This is a genomic window from Mesorhizobium sp. M0848 (assembly GCF_040319805.1).
Classification (GTDB): domain Bacteria; phylum Pseudomonadota; class Alphaproteobacteria; order Rhizobiales; family Rhizobiaceae; genus Mesorhizobium.
The window spans coordinates 39,896-64,763 of the sequence record NZ_JAMYOM010000014.1; the positions used below are offsets into that span (position 1 = coordinate 39,896).

The 24,868-nt window shown below is 63.4% G+C and carries 18 protein-coding genes; 8 read left to right on the forward strand and 10 right to left on the reverse strand.

What is annotated here, in order from left to right; genetic code table 11:
- Positions 1 to 30 precede the first annotated feature (30 nt).
- Positions 31 to 3,519 carry a PAS domain-containing hybrid sensor histidine kinase/response regulator gene (locus NKH95_RS17430; protein ID WP_352892134.1) on the reverse strand — a complete coding sequence of 1,163 codons (3,489 nt, stop codon included), beginning with the start codon at positions 3,517 to 3,519 and terminating at the stop codon, positions 31 to 33.
- A gap of 264 nt (positions 3,520 to 3,783) precedes the next feature.
- On the opposite strand from NKH95_RS17430, the gene mscL reads away from it, so the two are divergent.
- Together mscL and NKH95_RS17440 are read left to right on the forward strand one after the other, a co-directional pair.
- Positions 3,784 to 4,206 carry a large conductance mechanosensitive channel protein MscL gene (gene mscL / locus NKH95_RS17435; RefSeq protein WP_023813897.1) on the forward strand — a complete coding sequence of 141 codons (423 nt, stop codon included), beginning with the start codon at positions 3,784 to 3,786 and terminating at the stop codon, positions 4,204 to 4,206.
- 112 nt (positions 4,207 to 4,318) lie between these two features.
- Entirely contained in the window at positions 4,319 to 5,485 is a 1,167-nt protein-coding gene (locus tag NKH95_RS17440; protein WP_023813898.1) for a pyridoxal phosphate-dependent aminotransferase, read from the forward strand.
- Between the two features lie 73 nt (positions 5,486 to 5,558).
- Here NKH95_RS17440 and hemA read toward each other — a convergent pair whose 3' ends face one another.
- Positions 5,559 to 6,836 (reverse strand): 5-aminolevulinate synthase, encoded by a 1,278-nt coding sequence (gene hemA, locus NKH95_RS17445; RefSeq protein ID WP_127297829.1) that lies wholly within the window; start codon positions 6,834 to 6,836, stop codon positions 5,559 to 5,561.
- 268 nt (positions 6,837 to 7,104) lie between these two features.
- Here hemA and galE point away from each other — a divergent pair, with 268 nt between their 5' ends.
- The 3 genes from galE (at position 7,105) to NKH95_RS17460 (ending at position 11,285) form a co-directional block, all read left to right on the forward strand.
- Complete coding sequence (gene galE / locus NKH95_RS17450; RefSeq protein WP_352632427.1) at positions 7,105 to 8,100, forward strand: UDP-glucose 4-epimerase GalE; 996 nt, start codon at positions 7,105 to 7,107, stop codon at positions 8,098 to 8,100.
- Positions 8,101 to 8,205: 105 nt separating this feature from the next.
- Positions 8,206 to 9,456: a D-amino acid dehydrogenase gene (locus NKH95_RS17455; protein WP_352632428.1), complete on the forward strand. Its 1,251-nt coding sequence runs from the start codon at positions 8,206 to 8,208 to the stop codon at positions 9,454 to 9,456.
- A 2-nt stretch (positions 9,457 to 9,458) separates the two neighbouring features.
- A complete protein-coding gene (locus NKH95_RS17460) occupies positions 9,459 to 11,285 on the forward strand; it encodes an alanine racemase (RefSeq protein WP_352632430.1) in 1,827 nt (608 codons plus the stop codon).
- Here the strand turns inward: NKH95_RS17460 and NKH95_RS17465 are convergent, their stop codons facing one another.
- The 7 genes from NKH95_RS17465 to NKH95_RS17495 form a co-directional block, all read right to left on the reverse strand.
- Positions 11,286 to 12,662 (reverse strand): FGGY-family carbohydrate kinase, encoded by a 1,377-nt coding sequence (locus tag NKH95_RS17465; protein WP_352892138.1) that lies wholly within the window; start codon positions 12,660 to 12,662, stop codon positions 11,286 to 11,288. It abuts the gene before it with no gap.
- Entirely contained in the window at positions 12,659 to 12,976 is a 318-nt protein-coding gene (gene rhaM, locus NKH95_RS17470) for an L-rhamnose mutarotase (RefSeq protein ID WP_352632434.1), read from the reverse strand. The genes NKH95_RS17465 and rhaM overlap by 4 nt, the downstream gene beginning before the upstream one ends.
- On the reverse strand, positions 12,976 to 13,971 hold the full coding sequence (locus tag NKH95_RS17475; RefSeq protein WP_352632436.1) for an ABC transporter permease: 996 nt from the start codon (positions 13,969 to 13,971) through the stop codon (positions 12,976 to 12,978). The genes rhaM and NKH95_RS17475 overlap by 1 nt, the downstream gene beginning before the upstream one ends.
- Positions 13,968 to 14,948, reverse strand: coding sequence for an ABC transporter permease (locus NKH95_RS17480; protein ID WP_352632438.1), 981 nt, complete (start codon positions 14,946 to 14,948; stop codon positions 13,968 to 13,970). The genes NKH95_RS17475 and NKH95_RS17480 overlap by 4 nt, the downstream gene beginning before the upstream one ends.
- On the reverse strand, positions 14,945 to 16,486 hold the full coding sequence (locus NKH95_RS17485) for a sugar ABC transporter ATP-binding protein (RefSeq protein ID WP_352441457.1): 1,542 nt from the start codon (positions 16,484 to 16,486) through the stop codon (positions 14,945 to 14,947). The genes NKH95_RS17480 and NKH95_RS17485 overlap by 4 nt, the downstream gene beginning before the upstream one ends.
- Positions 16,487 to 16,570: 84 nt before the next feature.
- Positions 16,571 to 17,566: a rhamnose ABC transporter substrate-binding protein gene (gene rhaS, locus NKH95_RS17490; RefSeq protein ID WP_023813908.1), complete on the reverse strand. Its 996-nt coding sequence runs from the start codon at positions 17,564 to 17,566 to the stop codon at positions 16,571 to 16,573.
- A gap of 55 nt (positions 17,567 to 17,621) precedes the next feature.
- Positions 17,622 to 18,431 (reverse strand): DeoR/GlpR family DNA-binding transcription regulator, encoded by an 810-nt coding sequence (locus NKH95_RS17495; RefSeq protein WP_352799172.1) that lies wholly within the window; start codon positions 18,429 to 18,431, stop codon positions 17,622 to 17,624.
- A gap of 187 nt (positions 18,432 to 18,618) precedes the next feature.
- On the opposite strand from NKH95_RS17495, the gene NKH95_RS17500 reads away from it, so the two are divergent.
- The 3 genes from NKH95_RS17500 to ggt all read left to right on the forward strand — a co-directional run bounded on the left by NKH95_RS17500 (position 18,619) and on the right by ggt (position 24,175).
- On the forward strand, positions 18,619 to 20,721 hold the full coding sequence (locus NKH95_RS17500) for a bifunctional rhamnulose-1-phosphate aldolase/short-chain dehydrogenase (RefSeq protein WP_352799171.1): 2,103 nt from the start codon (positions 18,619 to 18,621) through the stop codon (positions 20,719 to 20,721).
- A gap of 128 nt (positions 20,722 to 20,849) precedes the next feature.
- A complete protein-coding gene (gene rhaI / locus NKH95_RS17505; RefSeq protein ID WP_352799170.1) occupies positions 20,850 to 22,142 on the forward strand; it encodes an L-rhamnose catabolism isomerase in 1,293 nt (430 codons plus the stop codon).
- A gap of 293 nt (positions 22,143 to 22,435) precedes the next feature.
- Positions 22,436 to 24,175, forward strand: coding sequence for a gamma-glutamyltransferase (gene ggt / locus NKH95_RS17510; RefSeq protein WP_352892140.1), 1,740 nt, complete (start codon positions 22,436 to 22,438; stop codon positions 24,173 to 24,175).
- Between the two features lie 83 nt (positions 24,176 to 24,258).
- Here ggt and NKH95_RS17515 read toward each other — a convergent pair whose 3' ends face one another.
- Positions 24,259 to 24,513, reverse strand: a complete 255-nt coding sequence (locus NKH95_RS17515) for a hypothetical protein (RefSeq protein ID WP_031213787.1) — start codon at positions 24,511 to 24,513, stop codon at positions 24,259 to 24,261.
- Positions 24,514 to 24,868: the final 355 nt, after the last annotated feature.

Genomic DNA, 24,868 nt, shown 5'->3' on the forward strand with positions numbered 1-24,868 from the left:
CACCAGGGCTGAGACCGGCCGCCCTTGATGCTATTCGGCCGCCGGTGCTAGCGGCCTGACCCTGGCCATCATCGAGCGCAGTACCGCTGGTTTGAGCGGTTTGTTGATCACCGCAATCTCGAGCCCGCCGGCGGCCGTGCGCACCTCGTTGGAGCGGTCGGCGGTGACCAGCACGGCCGGCAGGTTGTCGCCATGGGTCGCGCGCAGCCTGACGACGAGTTCGAGACCGGTTTCGCCGTCGAGATGGTAGTCGGCAAGAACGATGTCCGGGCGGTGTATCTTCGCGGTCTCCAGATCCTTTGAACCGGACACGGTGTCGACGTTGCAACCCCAGCCTTCGAGCAGGAGCCGCATGCCTTCGAGGATGCGGGCGTCGTTGTCGATGCACAGCACGTGCAGCCCGGCCAGCGAAGCCGTCGCGCGGGCAGGAACCCTGGCGTCGATTTCGCGTCGCGGTTCCTGCACGGCCGCGACGGGCAGGATGACGGAGAAGCGCGTGCCTTTGCCTGGGTTGGAAAAGATCCGGATCTCCAGGCGCAGCACCCGGGCGATGCGGTCGACGATGGAGAGGCCGAGACCGAGGCCTTCGGCCTCGCGCGCGCCCTCGTCGAGCCGGGTGAATTCGCGAAAGACGGTGTTCAGCTTGTCGCCGGCGATGCCGATGCCGGTGTCGATCACCTGGATCTCGGCCAGTTCGCCGCGCCGCCTGACGCCAACCAGCACGCGGCCGTGGCGCGTGTATTTGATGGCGTTGGAGACGAGATTCTGGATCAGGCGGCGCAGCAGATTGCGGTCCGTCGTCACTGTCAGCGATGACGGCATGATGGTCAGCGCGAGCTTCTTTTCGGCGGCGAGCGGCCGGAAGTCGTTGCCGATCTGGCGCAGCAATCCGTCGAGGTTGAAGGCGGTATCGTCCGGCTTCATTGCGCCGGCATCGAGGCGGGAGATGTCGAGCACGGCGCCGAGAATCGTCTCGACCGATTCCAGCGAGGATTCGATGTTGACGGCCGCCTTGCCGGCAGGCCCCTTGCCGGCCTTCTCGATCAGCGAGGAGCAATAGAGCCGGGCGGCGTTCAGCGGCTGCAGGATGTCGTGGCCGGCGGCGGCGAGGAAGCGCGTCTTGCCGAGATTGGCCTCCTCGGCCAGCATCTGCGCCTGCGCCAGCTCCTCATTGACCCGGGTCAGTTCGATGGTGCGGGTCTTGACGCGCTGTTCCAGCGATTCATTGGCACGCTTCAGCGCCAGATCCTGTTCCACGCGCCCGGAAATGTCGGCATAGGTGGCGACGATGCCGCCGTCCGGCATCGGGTTGGAGCGCAGTTCCAGGATGCGGCCCGAGGTTTTCAGCTCCATCTGCCATGGGCTGACGAAACTGGTCAGCCGGTTGAGCATGGCCACACGCTGATCGGCGGGGATGTCGCCGCGTTCGGCGAGATGGCGCAGGATGCGGTCGAGCGAGACGCCGACCTGGCCCATCTCGTCGGGCAGGTCGAACAGCGCCCGGTATTGGCGGTTCCAGCAGATCAGGCGGAAATCGCGATCGAAGACGGTGATGCCCTGTTCCATCTGGTCGAGCGCGATCTGCAACAGGTCGCGGTTGTGCTGCAGCGCCTCGGTGGCGTCGTCGAGCAAGCGGAAAGCATCCCTGGATTCGCGGTCGTGGCGCCGAAACAGCAGCGACAGGATCAGCCGCGCCGAGGAGGAACCGACGGCGCTGGCGAGCAATTGCTCGGAGAAGCGGATGACGTCCATGCTCGCCTGCTCGTTGCCGTGCAGCGAGGCTCCGTTGGTCTTTTCGAACGACTGGAAAGAGCGCTCGGTGCGCTCGACGCCGAGATAGCGCCCGATCGTGTCCTTCAGGTCGTTGACGGTGATGGCGGTGCGGAAGCGGCGCAGGCTTGGCATCGGGCCGGCATCGCGCGGCACGAAGATCGACGCCTGGATGCGTTCCAGCGGCACCGATGCGCGCGACAGCGAGCCGAGCACGAAGAACACCGCGTTGAGCGACAGGCTCCACAGCACGCCGTGGTTCAGCGGTTCGGCGACGGTGCCGAACAATGCCTGCGGCCGCAGCGCCTCGAAGCCGAACAGCCCGTGCACGATGATGCCGGTATCAGGGGCGGCAAGCGATGGAAACAGCAGCGTGTAGCCCCAGACGAGGATGCCGGCGACCATGCCAAGTGCCGCACCCCGGCCATTGGCGCCGCGCCAGATCAGCCCGCCGATCAGGGCGGGCGCGAACTGCGCGATGGCCGCGAACGACATCAGGCCGATCGACGACAGCCGCGCGCTATCGGTGCTCTCGCGATAATAGAGGAAGGCGATGAACAAGAGGATGAAAATCGCCCCGCGCCGCACATTGAGGATCAGCGTCGACCAGTCCTCGGTCTCGGAAGTCGAGGTCTTGAGCAGGCGGCGCACGAACAATGGAATGACGAGGTCGTTGGAGATCATGATCGACAGCGCCACGCTTTCGACGATCACCATCGCCGTCGCCGCCGACAGGCCACCGATGAAAGCCGCCATCGCCAGCACATCATGACCGCTGAACAGGGGCAGCGACAGCACGTAGAGATCGCTGCTGGTTCCGGTGCCGACCAGCGAAAGACCGGCGAAGGCGATCGGCAGCACGAACAGGTTGATCGCCACGAGGTAGAGCGGAAACACCCATGTCGCGGTGCGCAATTCGGCCTCGCCACGGTTCTCGACAATGGTGACGTAGAACTGCCGCGGCAGCATGATGATGGCAAAGCCGCTCAGGCAAGTCAGCACCAGCCAGGTGGCGAGCGAGGTGTTGTAGCTCATCGCCTGTCGGACCTGGGCGTTCTCAGCGAGCTTGTCGAACATGTCGCCCGGGCCGCCGAAGATCAGGAAGGTGACCATCAGGCCGATCGCCAGGAAGGCGGCGAGCTTGACGACGGTTTCGACCGCCACCGCCAGCACCAGCCCATCCTGGTGTTCGGTGGCGTCGGCGTGACGGGTTCCAAACAGCACCGCGAACAGCGCCAGGAGCATGGCGACGACCAGAGAGATGTCGCTGACGAAGGGATCGAACGAAGGCGGCGATCCCGTATAGTGCTCGACCATCAGGCTGACCGAACCGGAGATCGCCTTCAACTGCAGTGCGATATAGGGCACCGCGCCGATGGTGGCGATCAGCGTGGCGATCGCCGCGACGGTGAAACTCTTGCCGTAGCGCGCGCCGAGGAAATCCGCGATCGAGGTGATCTTCTCGGTCTTGGCCAGCCGCACGATGCGGTTGAGCAGCGGGAAGCCGAACACGAAGACGAGCACCGGGCCCGTATAGATGCCGAGGAATTCGAGGCCGCGTTCGGAAGAAAGACCGACCGAGCCGAAGAAAGTCCAGGACGTACAGTAGATCGCGAGGCTAAGCGCGTAGATGAAAGGCCGCCCCCGGCTCGGCTCGGAGATGGCCGAGCGGCGGTCGCCGATGCTGGCGATGGCAAACAGCAGCGTCACATAGGCGATCGCGATGATGACGATGAACAAGCCCTGCACGCTTGGACTTTCCTCCTCTGCCGTCTTTCTATCCGGCTTGCCCGGACGCAATCACAGCTTGGCGTCCGAGTCCATTGCGGCTTTGGAAGCATGATCGCGACCGCGATATTCAGACAGTACAAGCAAGGTGCCGTCAGGTAAGAAGAAAGCGGTTGTTTTCTCCCTTTTATCGATGTTGCAACCGGAGGTTTTTGTTATGTTGCCTCAGGTCGATGCCGCAAGGACGGAAACGGCAGCTTGGCCAGTCACGACAAGGAGGGTCGAATGCTGAAAGAATTCCAGGAATTCATTTCCAAGGGCAATGTGATGGACCTTGCGGTCGGCGTCATCATCGGCGCGGCCTTCGGCAAGATCGTCGATTCCCTTGTCAACGACATCATCATGCCGATCGTCGGTGCGATTTTCGGCGGATTGGACTTCAACAACTATTTCTTCGGATTGTCCTCAGCCGTCAACGCGACCTCGCTGGCCGATGCCAAGAAGCAGGGCGCGGTCTTTGCCTATGGCAGCTTCATCACCGTGGCGCTGAACTTCCTCATTCTCGCGTTCATCATCTTCCTGATGGTCAAGGCGGTGAACAACATGCGCAGGCGGCTTGAGCGCGAGAAGCCCGCTGCTCCGGCCGCTCCGCCGCCCGCCGATGTCGCTCTGCTCACCGAAATTCGCGATCTGCTCGCCAGGCGCTGACCACGGGCAGCATTTGCTGGACCAAAACCCCGGTCGTTCGCGGCCGGGGTTTTCTGTTTTCGCATCTGGTAAGGACCGCAGACGAAAACCGCAGACCAAAACGGACCCGCCCATGACCCTGATCGACAGCTTGCGCACCGAGGCCCGTGCGGCACCCGAAAGCGGCATTGTCGCCGTCGTCAACTACGGCCGCCTGCGCGAAGGCATGATTCCGCTCTGGGCCGGCGAGGGCGACCTGCCGACGCCGGCCTTCATCACTGATGCCGCGTCGAAGGCGCTGGCCGGCGGGGAGACATTCTACACCTGGCAAAGGGGCATCCCCGATCTCAGGCAGGCGCTCTCCCGCTACTATGCCAAGCATTTCGGCAAGACCTTCCCGGAGGAAGAATTCATCGTCACCGGCTCCGGCATGCATGCCATCCAGCTGGCGCTCGACGCGCTCGCCGGCGCGGGCGACGAGGTGGTTTATCTGTCGCCGGCCTGGCCGAATTTCGATGCTGCAGCAGCGATAGCGGGAGCCGTTCCGGTCGCGGTCACGCTCGATAATTCCGGCAATGGCTGGTCCTGCGACGTCGAGAAGATCGCGGCTTCGATTACGCCGCGCACAAAGGCGCTGTTCATCAACACGCCGTCGAATCCGACCGGCTGGACCGCCGATCATGAGACCTTGCAGGCCATCCTCGATCTGGCGCGCGCGAAAAACCTCTGGATCATCGCGGACGAGATCTATTCGCTTTTCCACTATGGCCACGGCCGCGCGCCGTCCTTCCTCGACATCGCGTCGGCGGAAGACCGCATCCTCTATGTCAACTCCTTCTCCAAGAACTGGGCGATGACCGGCTGGCGCGTCGGCTGGATCAAGACGCATCCGAGCTTGCAGCAGGTGTTCGAGAACCTGATCCAGTATTCGAACTCCGGCGTCGCCCAGTTCATGCAGCGCGGCGCGGCCGCCGCGCTTGACGGGGGCGATGCCTTCGTTGCCGAACAGGTGGAGCGGGCGCGCAAGGCGCGTGACCTTGTCTGCGGCATCCTCGGTGCCACGGATCGTGCTCGGTTCACCGTGCCGCAGGGCGCGTTCTATCTGTTTTTCACTGTCGACGGCATCACCGATTCACGCACCGCTGCCTTCGACATTGTCGACAAGGCCAATGTCGGCCTGGCGCCAGGCACCGCTTTCGGCCCCGGCGGCGAGGCGTTTTTGCGGTTGTGTTTCCACCGCCGCCTCGACCAGATCGAGGAAGCGGCGCACCGGCTGGCAAATTGGATGAAGGCTATTTGAGCCGCCGACGAAGCGCGGATTGAAAATCGCTCCGGCGAGCCAGATAGCCGCCGGAGCCGAGTTTCAAACGGCTTCAGCCGCCTGACTTGGGCACCAGCAGGGGAATGATGCGGTCGCTCTTGGCCACCGAAGGCCGCCCGGCGGAGCCATAGGGGATGCCGAGCGCATCCCAGGTCTCGACCAGCGCATCCTGCAATTCGGCGATCAGCGCATCGGAATGGAACGGCGTCGGCGTGATGCGCAGCCGCTCGGTGCCGCGCGGCACGGTCGGGTAGTTGATCGGCTGGATGTAGATGCCGTGCACGCCGAGCAGGCGGTCGCTGGCCATCTTGCAGGCCTCCGGATCGCCGACCAGCAGCGGCACGATGTGGGTCGGCGAGTCCATCACCGGCAGGCCGGCGGCCGACAGGATCTGCTTGGTTCGGCTCGCCTGCTGCTGCTGGGCGTCGCGCTCGGCCTGCGAGCGCTTGAGATGGCGGATCGACGCGGTCGCGGCAGCCGCGATCGCCGGCGGCAGTGCCGTGGTGAAGATGAAGCCCGGCGCATAGGAACGCACGGCGTCGATCACGGCGCTGGTGCCTGTGATATAGCCGCCCAGCGTGCCGAATGCCTTGGCCAGCGTGCCTTCGATGATGTCGATGCGGTCGGCCAGGCCTTCGCGCTCGGTGATGCCGCCGCCGCGCGGCCCGTACATGCCGACGGCATGGACCTCGTCGATATAGGTCATGGCGTTGTAGCGCTCGGCGAGCTCGACGATCTCTCTGATTGGCGCGATGTCGCCATCCATCGAATAGACGCTTTCGAAGACGATGAGCTTGGCGCGTTCGCGCCCCGCCGCCTGCAAAAGGCTTTCCAGATGCGCCACATCGTTGTGGCGGAAGATCTTCTTCTCGGCGCCGGAACGCCGCACGCCTTCGATCATCGATGCGTGGTTCAATTCGTCCGAGATGATCAGGCAGTTGGGCAAAAGCTTCGCGATGGTCGAGATCGAGGCTTCGTTGGAGACGAAACCGGAGGTGAAGACCAGTGCCGCTTCCTTGTCGTGCAGATCGGCAAGCTCCACCTCGAGCTCGACCAGCGGGTTCGAGGTGCCGGAAATGTTGCGGGTGCCGCCGGCGCCCGAACCCATCTTGCCTGCCGTGTTCTGGAAAGCGGCGATGACGTCGGGATGCTGGCCCATGCCGAGATAGTCGTTGGAGCACCAGACGGTGATTTCCTCGGCGCGGCCATTGGAACGCCAGATGGCGCGCGGGAACTTGCCCGCGATGCGCTCCAGGTCGGCGAAAACGCGGTAGCGACGCTCGGCATGGAGCTGGTCGATCGCTTCCTCGAAGAACCGCTGATAGTTCATGTCGACTTCCCAATTTTTGCGCGGGATCATAATCATTGGCCTGTTGGTCGTCCACCTGGCCTTTTTGGTCAAAATGCCACGCCCCGGACCTGTTCCTAACGACCACGGATCGTGGCCTATTCCCTTGATCTGGATCAACTTTGTTTCAGGACAATGCCACTGGCCGGCGAGGCCGGTTACCACGGGTTCCAATGGTCATGCGGCGGGCTTTCCAGTAGAGCGGGGGTTGAGACAGTTTCCGATAAATCTTGGATAAGCGAGGACGCGGATGACGGTTTTGGTTACAGGCGGCGCCGGTTACATCGGCAGCCATATGGTCTGGGAGCTGCTGGATGCCGGCGAAAGCGTGGTCGTTCTCGACCGTCTTTCCACCGGTTTCGAATGGGCGGTGGCGCCCGAGGCAAGGCTGGTTGTCGGCGATGTTGCCGACAGGGAATTGGTCGGCGGGGTCATCAGGGAGAACAAGGTCGACGCGATCATTCATTTCGCCGGCTCGATCGTGGTTCCGGAATCGGTCGCCGACCCGCTCAGCTACTATGAGAACAACACCTCGAAGACGCGCACGCTGATCGAAACCGCGGTGCGCGAAGGCGTGCCCAATTTCATCTTTTCATCGACCGCCGCCGTCTATGGCGGAGCCGGCCTGGAGCCGGTGCGCGAGGACGCCCGCCTGTCGCCGGAATCGCCCTATGGCCTGTCCAAGCTGATGAGTGAGTGGATGCTGCGCGACGCGTCGATCGCGCATGGCCTGCGCTATACCGCGCTGCGCTACTTCAACGTCGCCGGCGCCGACCCGAAGGGCCGCACCGGCCAGTCGACGCCGGGCGCCACCCATCTGATCAAGGTTGCCTGCGAGACGGCACTCGGCAAGCGGCCGTTCATGCAGGTGTTCGGCACCGACTATCCGACGCCGGACGGCACCTGCATGCGCGACTACATCCATGTCAGCGACCTGGCGGCGGCGCATCGCCTGGCCCTGCAGCGGCTGCGCGCCGGGGGCACCAGCCTCGTCGCCAATTGCGGCTACAGCCATGGCTATTCGGTGCTCGAAGTCATCGACAGCGTGCACCGCGCCTTTGGCCGTGATTTCGAGGTGAAGATGGGCGACCGTCGCCCTGGCGACGCCGCGGCGGTGGTCGCCAATTCGGATCTCGCCCGCGCCGAGCTCGGCTGGACCCCGCAACGCGACGATCTCGACCAGATCGTCGCCGACGCGCTCGCCTGGGAGCGCATTCTGACCGGCAAGAACTCCGCGCGCGGCTGAGCCGGGTTCTCCCAAGGGCTCGCAAGGCGGGCAGTGAAGCGCTATTGAAGGCATTCGCGGCAAGGCGCGGAGGCGCCGCACCGCGAGGAGCTCTTGGGGGATGGCATGAAAATAACGGTGCTCGGGGCCGGTGTTGTCGGTACGGCGGCCGCCTATTATCTGGCCAGCGACGGCCATGAGGTGACGGTGATCGAGCGCCATCCGGCGGCGGCACAAGGCACCAGCCAGTCCAACGCCGGCCTGGTGTCACCGGGTGACGCTACCGCCTGGGCCTCGCCGGCGGCTTTGAAGACCTTCCTGCGCGGGCTCTACAACCATGATCTCGGCATCAAGGTCAGGCTGCGCCTCGATCCCTATTTCCTCGCCTGGAGCATGCGTTTCCTGCGCCAGTGCACGGTGGCGCGCCTGCGCGCCAACACCGACATCAAGCTCAGGCTCGCGCTCTATTCGCGCGACTGCATCAATGCGCTTTCGGAAGCCACCGGCATCCACTACGACGAGCGCAAGAAGGGCATTCTCTATTTCTTCCGCTCGCAAAAGAGCCTCGACACCGGTACCGACAATTACCGTTATCTTGCCAAGCACGGCCTGCCGATCGAAATCGTCGGCCGCGACCGGCTGGTCGAGCTGGAACCAGGCCTTGCCGGCGTCAAGGACAAGATTGCCGGTGGCGTCTATTCGCCAACCGACCAGACCGGAGATTCCAAGCAGTTTGTCGACAGGCTGGCCGCCTATGCTGCCGAGAAGCTCGGCGTCAAATTCCTGTTCGCAACGACAGTCGAAGGCCTCGACATCGAGGGCGATCATGTGCGCGCGGTGATGACGTCGGCCGGCCCGGTCGCCGGCGATGCCGTGGTCATCTCGATGGGACCGGAGAGCGGCCTGCTCGGGCGCCGCTATGGCATCGACCTGCCTGTCTATCCGGTAAAAGGCTATACCGCGACGATTCCCTTGGAGGACGAAAGCAAGGGACCGACCATGGGCGGCGCCGACGAGGACCGGCTGATCGGCTATTCCAGGCTGGGCAACCGCTTGCGGATGTCCTCGACGGCTGAATTCACCGGCTTCGATCGAACTTTCAAGCCCGCCGATTTCAAGACGATCATCAGCACCGGCAAGGATCTTTTCCCGGGTGCCTTCGACGAGAAGAAGGCTGTGTTCTGGGCGGGCCTGCGGCCGATGATGCCCAACTCGGTGCCGGTCATCGGCCAGGCGCGCTACAAGAACCTCTATCTCGACACCGGCCACGGCCATGTCGGCTGGACCATGGCCTGCGGCTCCGGCAAATTCCTTGCCGATCTCGTTGCCGGCCGCAAGCCGGAGATCGACCCGCAAGGGCTGGTTTACGGAGGCTAGAAATGTCGGGGCCGCAAGTCGCCATCGACCTTGGCCGCATCGAGCGCAATGCGCGCACGATCGTCGAGCGTTGCGCGCTGTCGGGCATAAAAGTATTCGGCGTTACCAAGGGCACTTGCGGCATGCCGCAAGTGGCGCGCGCCATGCTGCGCGGCGGTGTCGCCGGCATCGCCGAATCGCGCTTCGAGAACATCCGCCGGCTGCGCGACAGCGGCATCAACGCGCCGATCATGCTGTTGCGCAGCCCGCCGATGGCGCGGGTTGAGGAGGTGGTACGCACCGTCGACATCAGCCTGCAGTCGGAACTCGCCACCATCCGCGAGATTTCGCGCATCGCCGAGCGCATGGGCCGCGTCCACGACATCATGCTGATGATCGATCTCGGCGATCTGCGCGAAGGCATCTGGCCAAATGACCTTATTCCGACGGTCGAGCAGATACTGCAGTTCAAGGGCGTTCGCATTGCCGGCATCGGCACCAATCTCGGCTGTTTCGGCGCCATCATGCCGACGCCGGAAAATCTCGGCCAACTCGTCGCCCATGCCTACAAGACCGAGCGCCTGTCCGGCAGAAGCCTCGACGTGATCTCCGGCGGTGCCTCGTCGTCGCTGCCGCTGCTGCTCGAAGGCAGACTGCCGGCCGGCATCAACAATCTGCGGGTCGGCGAGGCGATCCTGCAAGGCGGCGTCGAGACCTTCCGCGACACGCCGTGGGCGGAGCTCGAACCCGATGCCTGCCGGCTGACCAGCGACATCATCGAGGTCAAGCTCAAGCCGTCACGGCCGATCGGCCAATCCGGCTATGACGCCTTCGGCAACCAGCCGGTCTTCCCCGACGAGGGCGACAGGCTGCGCGCCATCGCCAATATCGGCCGCGAGGACGTGCTGGTCGAGGGGCTGACGCCGATCGCCAAGGGGATACGGGTGCTGGGCGCCTCCAGCGATCATCTGCTGCTCGACGTCGCCGATGCCGATCCGAGGCCCTCCGTCGGCGACCGCGTCGCCTTCCGCATGAGCTATGGCGCCATGCTTTTGGCAATGACTTCGGAATATGTCGAGAAGGCCCCGATGCACGACGTCGAGGATTTTTCCGGTCGCAAGATGGTGCAGATCACGGCCGGGCAGGGAGCTGCCGGCATCCTGGCCCGGGAAGGCACCGGCGCGCGGCTGGAAGCGATGAACTTCGACGTGGTGGAACTCGCCGATGTCGAGAGGCCGCCATCGGGGCTGGTCCGCCTCATCGCAGGCGCCGACCGGCGCATCGCCCACAAGGCGCTGACCGCGACGGCGCGCGCGACACATTCCTTCGGCCTGATCTGGATCGATTCCATCGCCGCCCTGATGCCGGAGGACGAGGAGGGCATCGACCTGCCGGAAGGCTCGGTGCTGGCGCGCACTCTCGGCCTCGACCACAAGGCGGGTGCGCTGCAGCCGCAGCTGTCGCCGGAAAATGTCGTCATCGTCGGCTTGCGTCACGCCGATCCGGCCGAAGCGCGGGTGCTGAAGGATTCGCGCGTGTCGGCATTCACCATGACCGATATCGACGCCATGGGCATGCGCGACCTGATGCATGAAGCGATCCGCATCGCCACCTCAGGCACGCAAGGCTTTCATGTCAGTTACTCGCCCACCGCAACCGAATTCGCCGGCTGGGCAGCAGGCTCCGGCGGGCTGACCGTGCGCGAGACGCATCAGGCGATGGAGGCGATCGCACTCTCCGGCGGGCTGCTGTCGATGGATGTGTCGGGCCTGACGGCGGATCTGGAGCCGCGGATCGGCACCGACGCGGTCAACTTCGTCATGTCTGCTTTCGGCAAGCGGATTCTTTGATCAGCCCTGCACGTCCACTGCCGCGCGCCATGCGCTGGCATAATCAACCCAGGCCGGGTCTACAGGCGGTTCTATTCTTTCGCCCTTGCCGTGCGTCGCCGGCTGATCGGATGCCAGCAGCGCCGCGCCGATGCTGGTGCCGGTAGCGGCCTCCGAGGCCACGACGTTGCGAGCAGTAGCCGCGGCCAGCATACCGACAAACAGCCGGTTGCGGGCAAAGGGGCCCTCGACCGTGGTCGGGCCGTCGGCGCCGATCAGGTCGAGGCAGGTCGCCGTCATCAAAGCCAGATAGAACGAGATGGCGGCAAAGCGCTGGCCCTTGTTGATGCCGTCGGCATTGAGCCATGTTGCGGCATGATGCGGGAACGGCCCCGACCCTTGCTGGGTCGACGGCAGCAGCAGCATCTTTCGCGCCAGCACGGCGCCGACATCATTCTCGGTCCACTGCTCCGGCTGGTCCTTGGTCAGCACGGAAAACTCGCGGCCGCCCATGAAGCGTGCCGAGGGAACGGGATCGCCGAGTGCGTTGACATTGACCAGCGTGTCGCGCGCGGCATCCAGCGCAATCTGTTTGCCGCCGACCGCCATCGACACCACCCAGGTGCCGGTCGAGACGACGGAGAAAGGTGGTTTGTCGGACAGCAGATGCGGCAGCAGCGAGGCGTTGGAATCATGCAGGCCGCAGAACACCGGTGTTTGCGGATCGAGTCCGGTTCGCGCCGCAACAGTGGGCAGGATAGGGCCGAGACGATCCCTGGCCGGCCGCACCGGCGCCATCAGGCTCCGCCAGTCCAGGCTGTCGACCAACGATGAAAAATCCGCCGTCCATGGGTTCCACAGGTCGGTGTGGCAGCCGAGCGAGGTAACTTCGTTGGCGGCGATGCCGGTCAGGCGCAACGCCCAGTATTGCGGGTACATCAGCATCGCGGCGGCCCTGGCGAATTCGGCCGGGAAGCTTTTCTGCTGCCAGAAGAATTGCGCACCGAGATTGAGGCCGAGCGGCAGGCGCGGCGTGCCGGTCTCGGCGAAAGGCGGGCGGATCGCGTCATAATCCGCTGCCAACCTGTCGGGGCCATCGAACTCATAGTCGAGGACCGGCAGCACCAGTTCACCCGCCGCGTCGACCAGCACGCCCGTCGCGCCGTGGGTGGTGATCGAAATGGCGTCGATGCGCTGTTCGCGGTTGAGGCCGGCAAGGTTTTCGAGGATGAATGCCCACAAGGCCTCGACATCGTGGTGCGGGTAGGGCGCCTGTCGCGCCGGCGCATTGGACATGCGGCGCAGCGCCACCTCGCTCAACGTAGCGAGGTCGACCAGCGCCACCTTGGCGTTGGTCTTTCCGATGTCGATGACGGCGATGTGGCGCATCGCACTCATGCCATGTGGAACATTGTTTCCAGCGGCACGGCCACCGGCTCGTTGTCCGGTCTGGTTTCCATGATGCCGGCCATTTCAGCCCACCAGTGCTGCATCACCGAATGCCCGGGCAATTCGTCCATGCCGTGGTCGTCTCGCCGCCACAGCACACCGAACAGGATATTGGTCTCCTCATCGAGATGAATGGAATAGTCGGAGACGCCGGCCTGCTTCAGCAGCGCGACCAGCGACGGCCAGATTTCGTCATGGCGCTTCTTGTACTCGGCCTTCATGCCGGGCTTGAGCTTCATCTTGAATGCGTATTTCTCGGCCATCAACGCCCTCCACGGAGCCGCCGCCAGACGATCGGCAAGGCAATGACGATGATCAGCAGCAGGCCGATGAAGATCGACATGACGATGCCGGGCACGTTGAGCAGGCCAAGCCCGAAGGTCACCAGCCCCATGATGAAGGCCGCGAGCACGACGCCAACAATACTGCCGGCGCCACCGAGGATGCTTACGCCGCCGAGCACCACCATGGTGATGACTTCCAGTTCGTAGCCCTGCGCGATCGACGGCCGCGTCGAGCCGAGCCGCGATGTGATCAGCACCGAGGCGATGCCCGACATCAGCCCGGTCAGGCAGAACAGGATGAACTTGGTGCGACCGACGCGCACGCCGGAAAACTGCGCCGCCACCGGATTGTTGCCGATGGCAAAGACACGGCGGCCGAAACTCGTACGGTGCAGCAGGAACCAGTAGACGACGGCCGCAAAGAGGAAGAGCACCAGCTCGAACGACACCACCCACCAGACATAGCCCTGGCCGAAGAAGGCGATGCTTGCGGGATAACCCTTATAGGCCTGATCGCCGAGGATGATGAAGGCGATGCCGCGAAACAGGCTCATCGTGCCGATGGTGACGACGATCGACGGCAGGCCGAGCCTTGTCACCAGCAGCCCGTTGAAGGCGCCGCAGCCGAGCCCGACGACGATGCCGATCGCCACCAGCGCCGGCGTGCCGGCGCCGGCCTGCACCGCCATGCCCATCATCGTCGACGCCAGCGCGATGATGGCGGCCACCGACAGATCGATCTCGCCCGAGATGATCAGCAGCGCCATGGCGAAGGCGATCAGGCCCTTCTCGGTGAAATTGAAGGTGAGATCGGACAGCGAATAAGGGTCGAGGAAATAGGGCGAGGCGAAGCTGTTGATGGCGAAGATGGCGACGGCCACCACGACCAGCAGCGCTTCCCAGGAAAAGATCGCCGAACGAAGCGGCTTGTCGAGCCGGTCGGGAATGTGGCGTGGGGCAGGGATGTCGGTCATGTCACCGCCTCCACCTTTCTCAGGATGATGCGGCCTTGCTGGCGTTCGCCGCGCGCATTCAGCACGACGGCCAGAATGATGGCGCTGCCGGAAATCGCCATCTGCCAGAAGGGTGAGATGTTGATGACCGGCAGCGCGTTGGAGATGATGCCGAGGAACAGCGCACCGAGCACCGCGCCGCCGACCGAACCGATGCCGCCGGCGATCGAGATGCCGCCGATGACGCAGGCGGCGATGATGTTGAGCTCATAGCCATTGGCGACCTCGACCGACGCAATCACATAGCGCGAGATCCAGAGATAGCCTGACAGGCCGCCGATCATGCCGGAGATGCAGAAGACGATGAATTTCGTGCGGCCGACATCGATGCCGGCATAGACGGAAGCCGTCGGGTTGACGCCGATGGCATAGATCGAGCGGCCGAGCGCGGTGCGCGTCATCAGGATGAAGAACAGCGCGATGACCAGGATGGCGATCCACGACAGCACCGGAATGCCGATGAAGGCTGCGCGCTGAAAGCCGATGAATTCCGGGCTCATCTTGTCGGCATTGACCCAGGCACCGCCGGACAGCACGAAGGTGGCGCCGCGATAGATGGTCAGCGTGCCCAAAGTCACCACGATCGAGGGGATGTTCAGCCGCCAGACCAAAAGGCCGTTGATGGCGCCGAGCACCAGGCCGACGGCCAGCGCAATGACGATCAGCAGCGGGATGGGGATTGCCGGATGCGCGGCGTTCAGCATCGCCACCACCATGCCGGTGAAGCAGAGATTGGACGCCATCGACAGATCGATCGACCGGGTCAGGATGACCACCATCTGGCCGAGCGCCAGGATCATCAGGATCGAGGTGTCGTTGAACACTTGACGCAGATTGCCGGGGTCGGCAAAGGCCGGGAAACGCGTCGAAATCAGGCCGATCAGCACGACGATGGCCGCCAACAGCCAGATTTCACGGTGTTTGAGGAAAGCCTTCATGCCGCGATCCCTGCTGCCGTCCGAACCAGCGTCTCGGCGTCGAGCCCTTTGTTGTCGTAGACCGCCGCGACGAGCCCCTCGCGCATGACGACGACGCGGTCGGACATGCCGAGGATTTCGGGCAGCTCGGAGGACACCATGATCACCGACAGGCCTTGCGCCACCAACTCGGCCATGAAGCCGTGCACGGCGGCCTTCGAGCCGATGTCGATGCCCTTGGTCGGCTCGTCCAGGATGATCACCTTGGGCGACGTCGCCAGCCATTTGGCGATGACGATCTTCTGCTGGTTGCCGCCCGACAGCGTGCCGACGTCCTGGCTTAGCGAGGAGGCCCTGAGGTCGAGCCGCTCAGTGTAGGAGCGGGCCAGATCGAACTCTTCCGCCAGCCGCAGCAGGCCGGACTTCGACGTGCGCTTGAGCGAAGGCAGCGAGACGTTCTGGAAGATCGGCAGGCCGATCACCACGCCTTGCTTGCCGCGTTCTTCGGGCACGTAGACAATCCCGGCATCGATCGAATCCGCCGCCGATTTCGGCGCGAGCGTCTTGCCTTCCAGCGTGATCGTGCCGGCTGATGTGCGGGTGATGCCCGATATCGCCTGCATTACCTCGCTGCGGCCGGCGCCGACCAGGCCGTAGAAGCCGAGGATCTCGCCCTTGTGCAGTTCGAAGCCGATGTCGTTGAATTCGGTCGGATGCGACAGGCCGGAAACGGAGAGCACCGGCGCGCCGATCTCGGCCTTGCGCTGCGGGAAGATGTGATCGACCGCGCGGCCAACCATCAGGCGCACGATCTGGCTCTGGCCGGCATCCGTGATCAGGCCTTCGCCGACCATCTCGCCATCGCGGAACACCGTGTAGCGGTCGGCGATACGGTAGATCTCGTCGAACTTGTGGCTGATGAACAGGATCGCCTTGCCGTCGCTCTTGAGGAACTCGATCAGCAAAAAGAGCTCCTCGATCTCCTTCATCGAAAGCGCGGCGGTCGGCTCGTCCATGATGACGATCTGCGCGTCGATCGACATGGCGCGCGCGACGGCGACCAGATGCTTGTTGGCGATGCCGAGGTCCTTCAGGCGCGCATCGGCGTCGATATGGCCGGCATGCATGGTGTCGAGCACTTCGCGCGCATTTTTGCGCATCGTGCGCCAGTCGATGGTGCGCAAACGCGTGCGCGGCGCGTGGCCGAGAAAGATGTTTTCGGCGACCGTCAAATCGTCGAACAGCACGGTTTCCTGATGGATGGCAGTAACGCCATAGCCGAAGGCGGCATGCGCGCTGGGCAGGGTGACTGCCTGGCCGTCGATGCTGATGGTACCCTCGTCGGGCTGGTAGATGCCGGTCATGATCTTGACCAGCGTCGACTTGCCGGCGCCGTTTTCGCCGATCAGCGCCGTCACCTGGCCGGGGTAGAGCGACAGGCTGACATTGTGCAGCGCGCGCACGCCGGGAAAGCTCTTGGAGATGCCGGACAGCGTCAGGCGTGGAGCCGAGGCTAGAGGCTGCTCCTTCACCGTGCCGGGTTGGGCTGTCGTGTCCATAGTCGTATCAAGCCCTGAAACAAGGTCCGTTTAAAGTCGCGGCGGGACGTGAGCTCCGCCGCGACAGCTTGAGAGCGCTCCAGATCAATAAATCTTGGAGAACTTCTCGATGTTCGACTTGTCGAACTGGAACGGCGGAGCCATCGCAGCCGAGTTGGTGTCGTCGAGCGTGACCTTGCCGACGCGGCCGATCGACAGCGTGGCGCCGGGCTTCGCCTCTTCCTTCTTCACCGCCAGATCATGGGCGAGGTAGACGGCCGAGTAGCCGAGGTCGATCGGATTCCACAGCGCAACCGCCTGGCTGGAACCGTTGTCGATAAACTTCTTGAACTCGGACGGCAGCGCCAGGCCGGTGACATTGACCTTGCCGATCAAGTTCTCATCGGTGACGACCTGGGCGGCGGCAACGACGCCGACGGTGGTCGGCGCTATGATCGCCTTGAGGTTCGGATAGGACTTCAACAGGCCCTTGGCCTCATCAGTGCTCTTGGCCGAATCGTCATCGCCATAGACGGTGGCGACAAGTTTGATCTTGGGGAACTTCTCCGGCAGGATCTTCTTGGCCGCATCGATCCAGGCGTTCTGGTTGGTCGCGGTCGAGGAGGCCGACAGGATGGCGACTTCGCCGCCTTCCGGCAGGTAATCGGCGGCAAGCTTGATGATGGTCTCGCCGATCAGGCCGGTGTCGGACGGGTTGAGGTGAAGCTGGCGGCCTTCCTTGGCGACGCCCGAATCCCAGGAGATGACGGTGATGCCGCGTTCCATGGCCTTCTTCAGCACCGGTACCAGCGCGTCGGCGTCATTGGCCGAAATGGCGATGGCGTTGACCTTCTGCGCGATCAGCGAATTGACCACTTCGATCTGCGCTTCGGCGGTCGCCTTGGTCGGGCCGGTGTAGATGATGTCGACATCGCCGAGTTCCTTGGCCGCCTCTTCGGCGCCCTTGTTGGCGGCATCGAAGAAGCCGTTGCCGAGCGACTTCACCACCAACGCGATCTTGACGTTCTCGGCATAGGCGGCATTCACGAACATGGCGGCTGAGAATGCAGCCGTCACCATCAATTTCTTCAAGAAGCTCATCGAATTTCCTCCCTTGAGCGTTGCATTCCATCGCCGCTGCGAGCGCGAGTTGGCCTCAGGCCTGCAGTGAAGATTCTTCCTTGTTGGTTGCGGATGTGCGGGCGACGATCAGCGTCACGCCGGCGGTTTCCAGCATCTTGGCTTCGCGATCCTCGATGCCGTCATCGGTGATGACGGTGGCGATGCGCGACAGGCCGCACAGGATCAGGCTGGAGCGTTTGCGGAATTTCGAGGAGTCGACCAGCACCACCAACTCGTCGGCCTGGTCGATCAGCTTCTGCTCCGCCTGGATCAAAAGCGGATCGCCTTCCATCAGGCCAAGCGGCCCCAGCCCCTGCGCGCCCATGAACATGCGGCGCGCATAGAAATTGCGCGTCACGTCATTGTCGAAGGGCGACAGGATGATGTTCTGCTCGCGGTAGATCGTGCCGCCCGACAGCATCACCGTGTTCTTGGAGTGCTTGAGCAGGTGTTCGGCGATCGGGAACGAATTGGTGAAGATCGGCATGCGGCGGCCGGTCAGGAAATGCACCATCTGAAAGGTGGTGGTGCCACCATTGATGATGATCGGCTCGCCATCCTTGCACAGCTCGACCGCTTCGCGTGCGATTGTCCGCTTCTGCGCGGCGTTGATCGTTTCGTTGACGGAAAAGGGCCGGCCGGCGAGACCGATGAACTGCGGCGGCGATATAGCCTCGGCGCCACCGCGCACCCGGCGCAGGCGCTTCTGGACATGGAGTGCCGCGATATCGCGCCGGATTGTCGCCTCGGAGGACTCCGTCAGGTCGACCATCTCCTGCACCGTCACAACAGGCTTTTCCTGGACGGCGGACAGAATGATCCTGTGGCGCTCTTTTTCGTGCATGGTTCCTCCCTGCCTGGGCATCTAGGCATCCAAAACGCGCAGTGTCAATCATTTCCGATCATATAATTTCATTGTGCAGTGCAATATGATCGATCTTGATCGTTTATGATTGACAAGCTAGATGCTTCCGTGGAAATTCGGCCCAAAATTGGCCGCAGCGTTTGCGTGCCTTTCGGGAGGATACCCTATGCTCGACAAGCGCACCGGCGCGCGCCTCGCCAATCTGTGGGATGAGGCCAAGGCTCAAGCGATGAGCGAGCCGGAGCGGCTCGTCTATCGATCGAATGTGCTTGGCTCGGACAAGCGCGTCACCAACTATGGCGGCGGCAACACCTCCTCGAAGATCTGGCAGAAAGACCCGCTCACCGGCGAGAACGCCGAAGTGCTTTGGGTCAAGGGCTCTGGCGGCGACAGCGCTTCTATCAAGCTCGACGGCTTCGCCACGCTCTACATGGACAAGCTGCGCGCGCTCAAAGGCCTTTATCGCGGCGTTGAGCACGAGGATGAGATGGTCGGCTTCCTGCCGCACTGCACCTTCAACCTCAATCCGCGCGCGGCCTCGATCGACACGCCGCTGCATGCCTTCGTGCCGAAGCCTTTTGTCGATCACATGCATCCCGACGCCATCATCGCCATTGCCGCCGCCAAGGATTCCAGGGCGCTGACCAAGGAGATCTTCGGCGACGCCATCGGCTGGTTGCCGTGGAAGCGTCCGGGCTTCGAACTTGGCCTGTGGCTGGAAAAATTCTGCCTCGAACATCCGGCCGCCAAGGGCGTCATCCTGGAAAGCCACGGCCTGTTCACCTGGGGCGACACCCCTCTGGAATGCTACGAGACGACGATCTCGGTGATCAACCAGGCAATCGAGTGGTTCGAACGCCGGTCCGAGGGCCTCGCCATTTTCGGTGGTGAAGTGGTCAAGTCGCTCGATGCCACTGAGCGCCGTGCCATTGCCGCAAAGCTGATGCCCAGGATTCGCGGCCTGATCTCGGAAAAGAGCCACAAGCTTGGCCATTTCGATGATTCCGCCGCCGTGCTCGAATTCGTCAATTCCAGGGATCTGCGCCCGCTGGCGGCACTCGGCACGTCGTGCCCGGACCATTTCCTGCGCACCAAGATCCGCCCGCTGGTCATCGAGTTCGATCCGGCCAAACCCGATGTCGATGCGGTCATCGCCCGCCTCGCCGACGACGTGGCTGCCTATCGCGTCGGCTATCAAGCCTATTACGACAGCTGCAAGCACGCGGACTCGCCCGCCATCCGCGATCCCAATGCTGTCGTCTACCTGATGCCCGGCGTCGGCATGTTCACCTTCGCCGGCGACAAGGCAACGGCCCGCATTTCGGGCGAATTCTATGTCAACGCCATCAATGTCATGCGCGGCGCCTCGACGGTCTCGTCCTATGTCGGCCTGCCCGCACAGGAAGCCTTCGACATCGAGTACTGGCTGCTCGAGGATCTGAAGCTGCAGCGCATGCCGAAGCCGAAGGCGCTCGCCGGCCAGATCGCGCTGGTCACCGGTGGCGCAGGCGGCATCGGTCGCGCCACCGCCAACCGGCTGCTGCGCGAAGGCGCCTGCGTGGTGCTGGCCGACATCGACGAAGCAGCGCTGGCCAGCGCCAATGAGGAACTGGCCAAGGCCTATGGCAAGGATTTCGTCCGCCCCGTGCTGATCAACGTCACTGCCGAGGAGCAGGTCATCTCAGGCTTCGCCGAGACGGCGGTCGAGTTCGGCGGCATCGACATTCTGGTGTCGAATGCTGGTCTCGCCACCTCGGCGCCGATCGAGGAGACGACGCTGGCGCTGTGGAACAAGAACATGGACATATTGTCGACCGGTTATTTCCTGGTCTCGCGGGAAGCGTTCCGGCTGTTCCGCACCCAGAAGATCGGCGGCAACGTCGTCTTCGTCGCCTCCAAGAATGGCCTTGCCGCGTCGCCCAACGCCGCCGCCTATTGCACCGCCAAGGCCGCCGAGATCCATCTGGCGCGCTGCCTGGCGCTCGAGGGCGCGGAAGCCCAGATCAGGGTCAATGTCGTCAACCCGGACGCGGTGCTGCGCGGCTCGAAGATCTGGACCGGCGAGTGGAAGGAACAGCGCGCCGCCGCCTACAAGATGTCGACCGACGATCTGGAGGAGCATTATCGCTCGCGTTCGATGCTCAAGCGGTCGGTCTTCCCGGAAGACATCGCAGAGGCGATCTATTTCTTCGCCTCCGACATGTCGGCCAAGTCCACCGGCAACATCATCAATGTCGACGCAGGCAACGCGCAATCATTCACGCGTTGAGCGATTGTCTTGGAGGGTTGCGCTGCCCCTCATCCGACTGCCCGCACCTTCTCCCCGTATAGTGACGGGGATAAGGAAGCGCTCCGGCGGGGGCAGCGCCGACCGTACGCATTTTGGGAGGAATCGTAGTGTCCGAATCCATCATCTCCGCCGACCTCGTCGACAAGGACAACGCCGCGCGCAAGGCCAACCTCGAGCGCGACTACGCCTCGCTCGGCGAACGCCTCGACCGTCGCGGCATCGCCATCGACGACATCCGTGACAAGGTCGAGAAATTCGCGGTGGCGATCCCGTCCTGGGGCGTCGGCACTGGCGGCACGCGCTTTGCCCGCTTTCCCGGCGCCGGTGAGCCGCGCGACATCTTCGACAAGATCGAGGACTGCGCCGTCATCCAGCAATTGACGCAGGCGACGCCGACCGTCTCCCTGCACATTCCGTGGGACAAGGCCGACCCGAACCGGCTGAAGCAGGCAGCCTCGCGCTTCGGGCTCGGCTTCGACGCCATGAACTCCAACACCTTTTCCGACGCCCAAGACCAGACGCTTTCCTACAAATTCGGCTCGCTGTCGCATGCCGATGCCGGCACGCGCCGGCAAGCGGTCGAGCACAATCTCGAATGCATCGAGATCGGCAAGACGCTGGGCTCCAGGGCGCTGACGGTGTGGATCGGCGACGGTTCGAACTTTCCCGGTCAGGTGAATTTCGCCAAGGCGTTCGAGCGCTATCTCGACGCCATGAAGGAGATCTATGCCGGGCTGCCCGCCGACTGGAAGCTGTTTTCCGAGCACAAGATGTACGAGCCGGCCTTCTATTCCACCGTCGTGCAGGACTGGGGCACCAACTACATGATCGCGCAAGAGTTGGGCGACAAGGCGTTCTGTCTCGTCGACCTTGGCCACCATGCCCCCAACGTCAACATCGAGATGATCGTCTCGCGGCTGATCCAGTTCAAGAAGCTCGGCGGCTTCCATTTCAACGATTCGAAATATGGCGACGACGATCTCGATGCAGGTTCGATCGACCCCTACCGGCTGTTCCTCGTCTTCAACGAACTGGTCGATGCCGAACTGTCCGGCGCCGAGGGTTTTGACCCGGCGCACATGCTCGACCAGAGCCACAACGTAACCGACCCGATCGAAAGCCTGATGCTGTCGGCGGTCGAGGTGCAGCGCGCCTATGCGCAGGCGCTGCTCGTCGACCGCAAGGCGCTGGAAGGTTTTCAGGACTTGAACGACGCGCTGATGGCGACGCAGACGCTGAAAGCCGCCTACCGCACCGATGTCGAGCCGATCCTCGCCATGGCGCGGCTGAAGACCGGCGGTGCCATCGATCCGGTCGCAGCCTATCGTGCGGCGGGCTACCGCGCCAAGGTCGCGGCCGAACGGCCGGCGGTCGCCGGCGGTTCAGGCGGGATTGTGTAGGCCTTTAGTTTTTTCCGTCGATTGGACAGAGAGGGCGGCACTTGAGCACCCCCCTCTGTCCTGCTGGACATCTCCCCCGCAAGGGGGGAGATTGGCCGCTTCATCGACAGCGCTCTTCCTGCAACGTCGGAGATTGGCGAAAGCAGAGACAACAACCGATCTCCCCCCTTGCGGGGGAGATGTCCGGCAGGACAGAGGGGGGTGTGAAGGATCGCCACCCGTTACTATTGGCTAGACTAACCCACCCCAAGAGGCTCTTCTAGGCGCACCCCTCACGCTCCCGGAGGCACGCCATGCCGCTCACCCGCAGAACACTGATCGCCGCCAGTCTTTGCATCACCTTCGCCCTGGCGCCGTTGACGAGCGCCTTTGCCGCTTCCCCGCAACCGGCCAAGGGCGAGCACGGCATGGTGGTGACGGCCCAGCATCTGGCGTCCGAAGTCGGCATCGAGGTCTTGAAGAAGGGCGGCAATGCTGTCGATGCGGCGGTTGCCGTCGGCTATGCGCTCGCGGTCGTCTACCCCAATGCCGGCAATATCGGCGGCGGCGGCTTCATGACCATCCGCTTCAAGGACGGCAAATCGACCTTTCTCGATTTCCGCGAGCGGGCGCCGCTGGCGGCGACAAAAACCATGTATCTCGACAAGGACGGCAACCCGGTGAAGGGGGCCAGTCTCGACGGCTATCTTGCGGTCGGCGTGCCGGGTTCGGTGGCCGGTCTGGAACTGGCCCGTGAAAAATACGGCAAATTGTCCCGCCAGGATCTGATGGCGCCGGCAATCGGCTACGCCAAGGACGGCTTCATCCTCAACCAGGGCGACGCCGCCTCGTTTGCCGGCAGTGCCGACAGGCTGGCGAAGGACCCCGCGGCGGCCGCCATATTCCTGAAACCCGACGGCAAGCCCTATGGCATCGGCGAGCGGCTGGTCCAGCCCGACCTCGCGGCGTCGCTCGCCGCCATTTCCGAAAGGGGTACGGATGCCTTTTACAAAGGCGCCATCGCCGATGCCATCGTCAAGGCGAGCGGCGCCAAGGGCGGCATTCTCGCCAAACCGGATTTCGAGCAATATGCGGTGCGTGAACTCAAGCCCGTGACCTGCACCTATCGCGGCTACGAGATCACCTCCTCGCCGCCGCCCAGCTCCGGCGGCGTCATCATCTGCGAGATACTCAACGTTCTGGAGGGCTATCCCTTATCCTACCTCGGTGCCGGTTCTGCCGAGACGGTCCACGTCATGATCGAGGCGATGCGCTACGCCTATGTCGACCGCAATTCCGCGCTCGGCGATCCCGATTTCGTCGACAATCCGGTCTCGAAATTGCTTGATAAGGCCTATGCCAAGGATATCCGCGACAAGATCGACCCGTTCCGGGCCGGCGTGTCGCAGGAACTGATGCCGAAGGGCTTTGGCGAGAGTAAGGAGACGACGCATTATTCGATCATCGACGATGACGGCAACGCGGTCGCGGTCACCTACACGCTGAACGGGTCCTTCGGCGCCGGCGTCGTTGCCGACGGCACCGGCATCCTGCTCAACAACGAGATGGACGATTTCACCCAGAAGCCCGGCGTGCCCAACCTCTATGGCCTGGTCCAGGGCGAGGCCAACGCCATCCAGTCGAAGAAGACGCCGCTGTCGTCGATGAGCCCGACCGTGGTGGCCAAGGACGGCAAGCCGTTCATGGTCATCGGCAGCCCGGGTGGTTCGCGCATCATCACCATCACGCTGGAAGCGATCGTCAATGTCATCGACCACGGCATGAACATCCAGGAGGCGATCGACGCGCCTCGCATCCACCATCAATGGCTGCCCGACAAGGTTTATGTCGAGCCGTTCGGCCTGTCGCCGGACACAGAAAAGCTGCTGGCCGGCATGGGATATCACCTCGATCTCGCTGACCAGACCTGGGGGCAGGCGGCCGGCATCCTGGTCGGCGGCAAGAGCCTGGCGGAAATCGAGAAGGGCGGCGGCGCGCGCTACAACGGCGCCATCGACAGCCGCGCGGCCTCTGGCGAGGCGCTCGGATACTAGGCGAAACCCCAAAGGGTCTGGTGCGATCCCTTGGAATTGAGCACCGGCTTAGAAGGCCGGTGCTGGACCTTGTGTCTTCTGGCTCACAAGACCAGCGTGAGGGTGGACGCAACCAGCATCAAGGCGGCAATGCCGACGAACAGCGCATAGATACGCGGCCGGTCGAGTAGCAGCGCGTTTCCGGATATCCAGGCGGACGTGGCGCCGCCAAGCGCGAAGAGGAAGCCGTTGCGGTGCCCGAAGACCATTGATGCGGCCATCAGCCCGCCAATGATCAGCGCACCGAACACGATGATCACGGCAACGGCATATCTCTCGAAATCATTGCCGCTACCCATGCTCGGGCCGATTGCGTTCAACGTCGGCAGGTCGTCCGGATCGAAGGGGTTCGTCGACCCGTATTCGTCTTGACCGGCAGGCTCTCGCATCATTCGTTCTCCGTATAGCGGCAACAAATCATCAAGCCTTGCCGAGTGCAACCCGATCGCGCTGCCTTGATGCGTTCGACCGGTCCTTGACGTCTTCAGGCGGCGGCTTGCTGCCGGCTTTTTTGGTTCGTTCCTTGGTCTCTCAGGCAATCCAGGAAACGGCTGCCCAAAGACGACCGTGGCTTCGTCTATCATGGAATGCCTTCGTGGAGGAAAAATGATGCGAGGCGCGGATTGGGCTTCGCGGGCCGTGATTTTTTTGGCG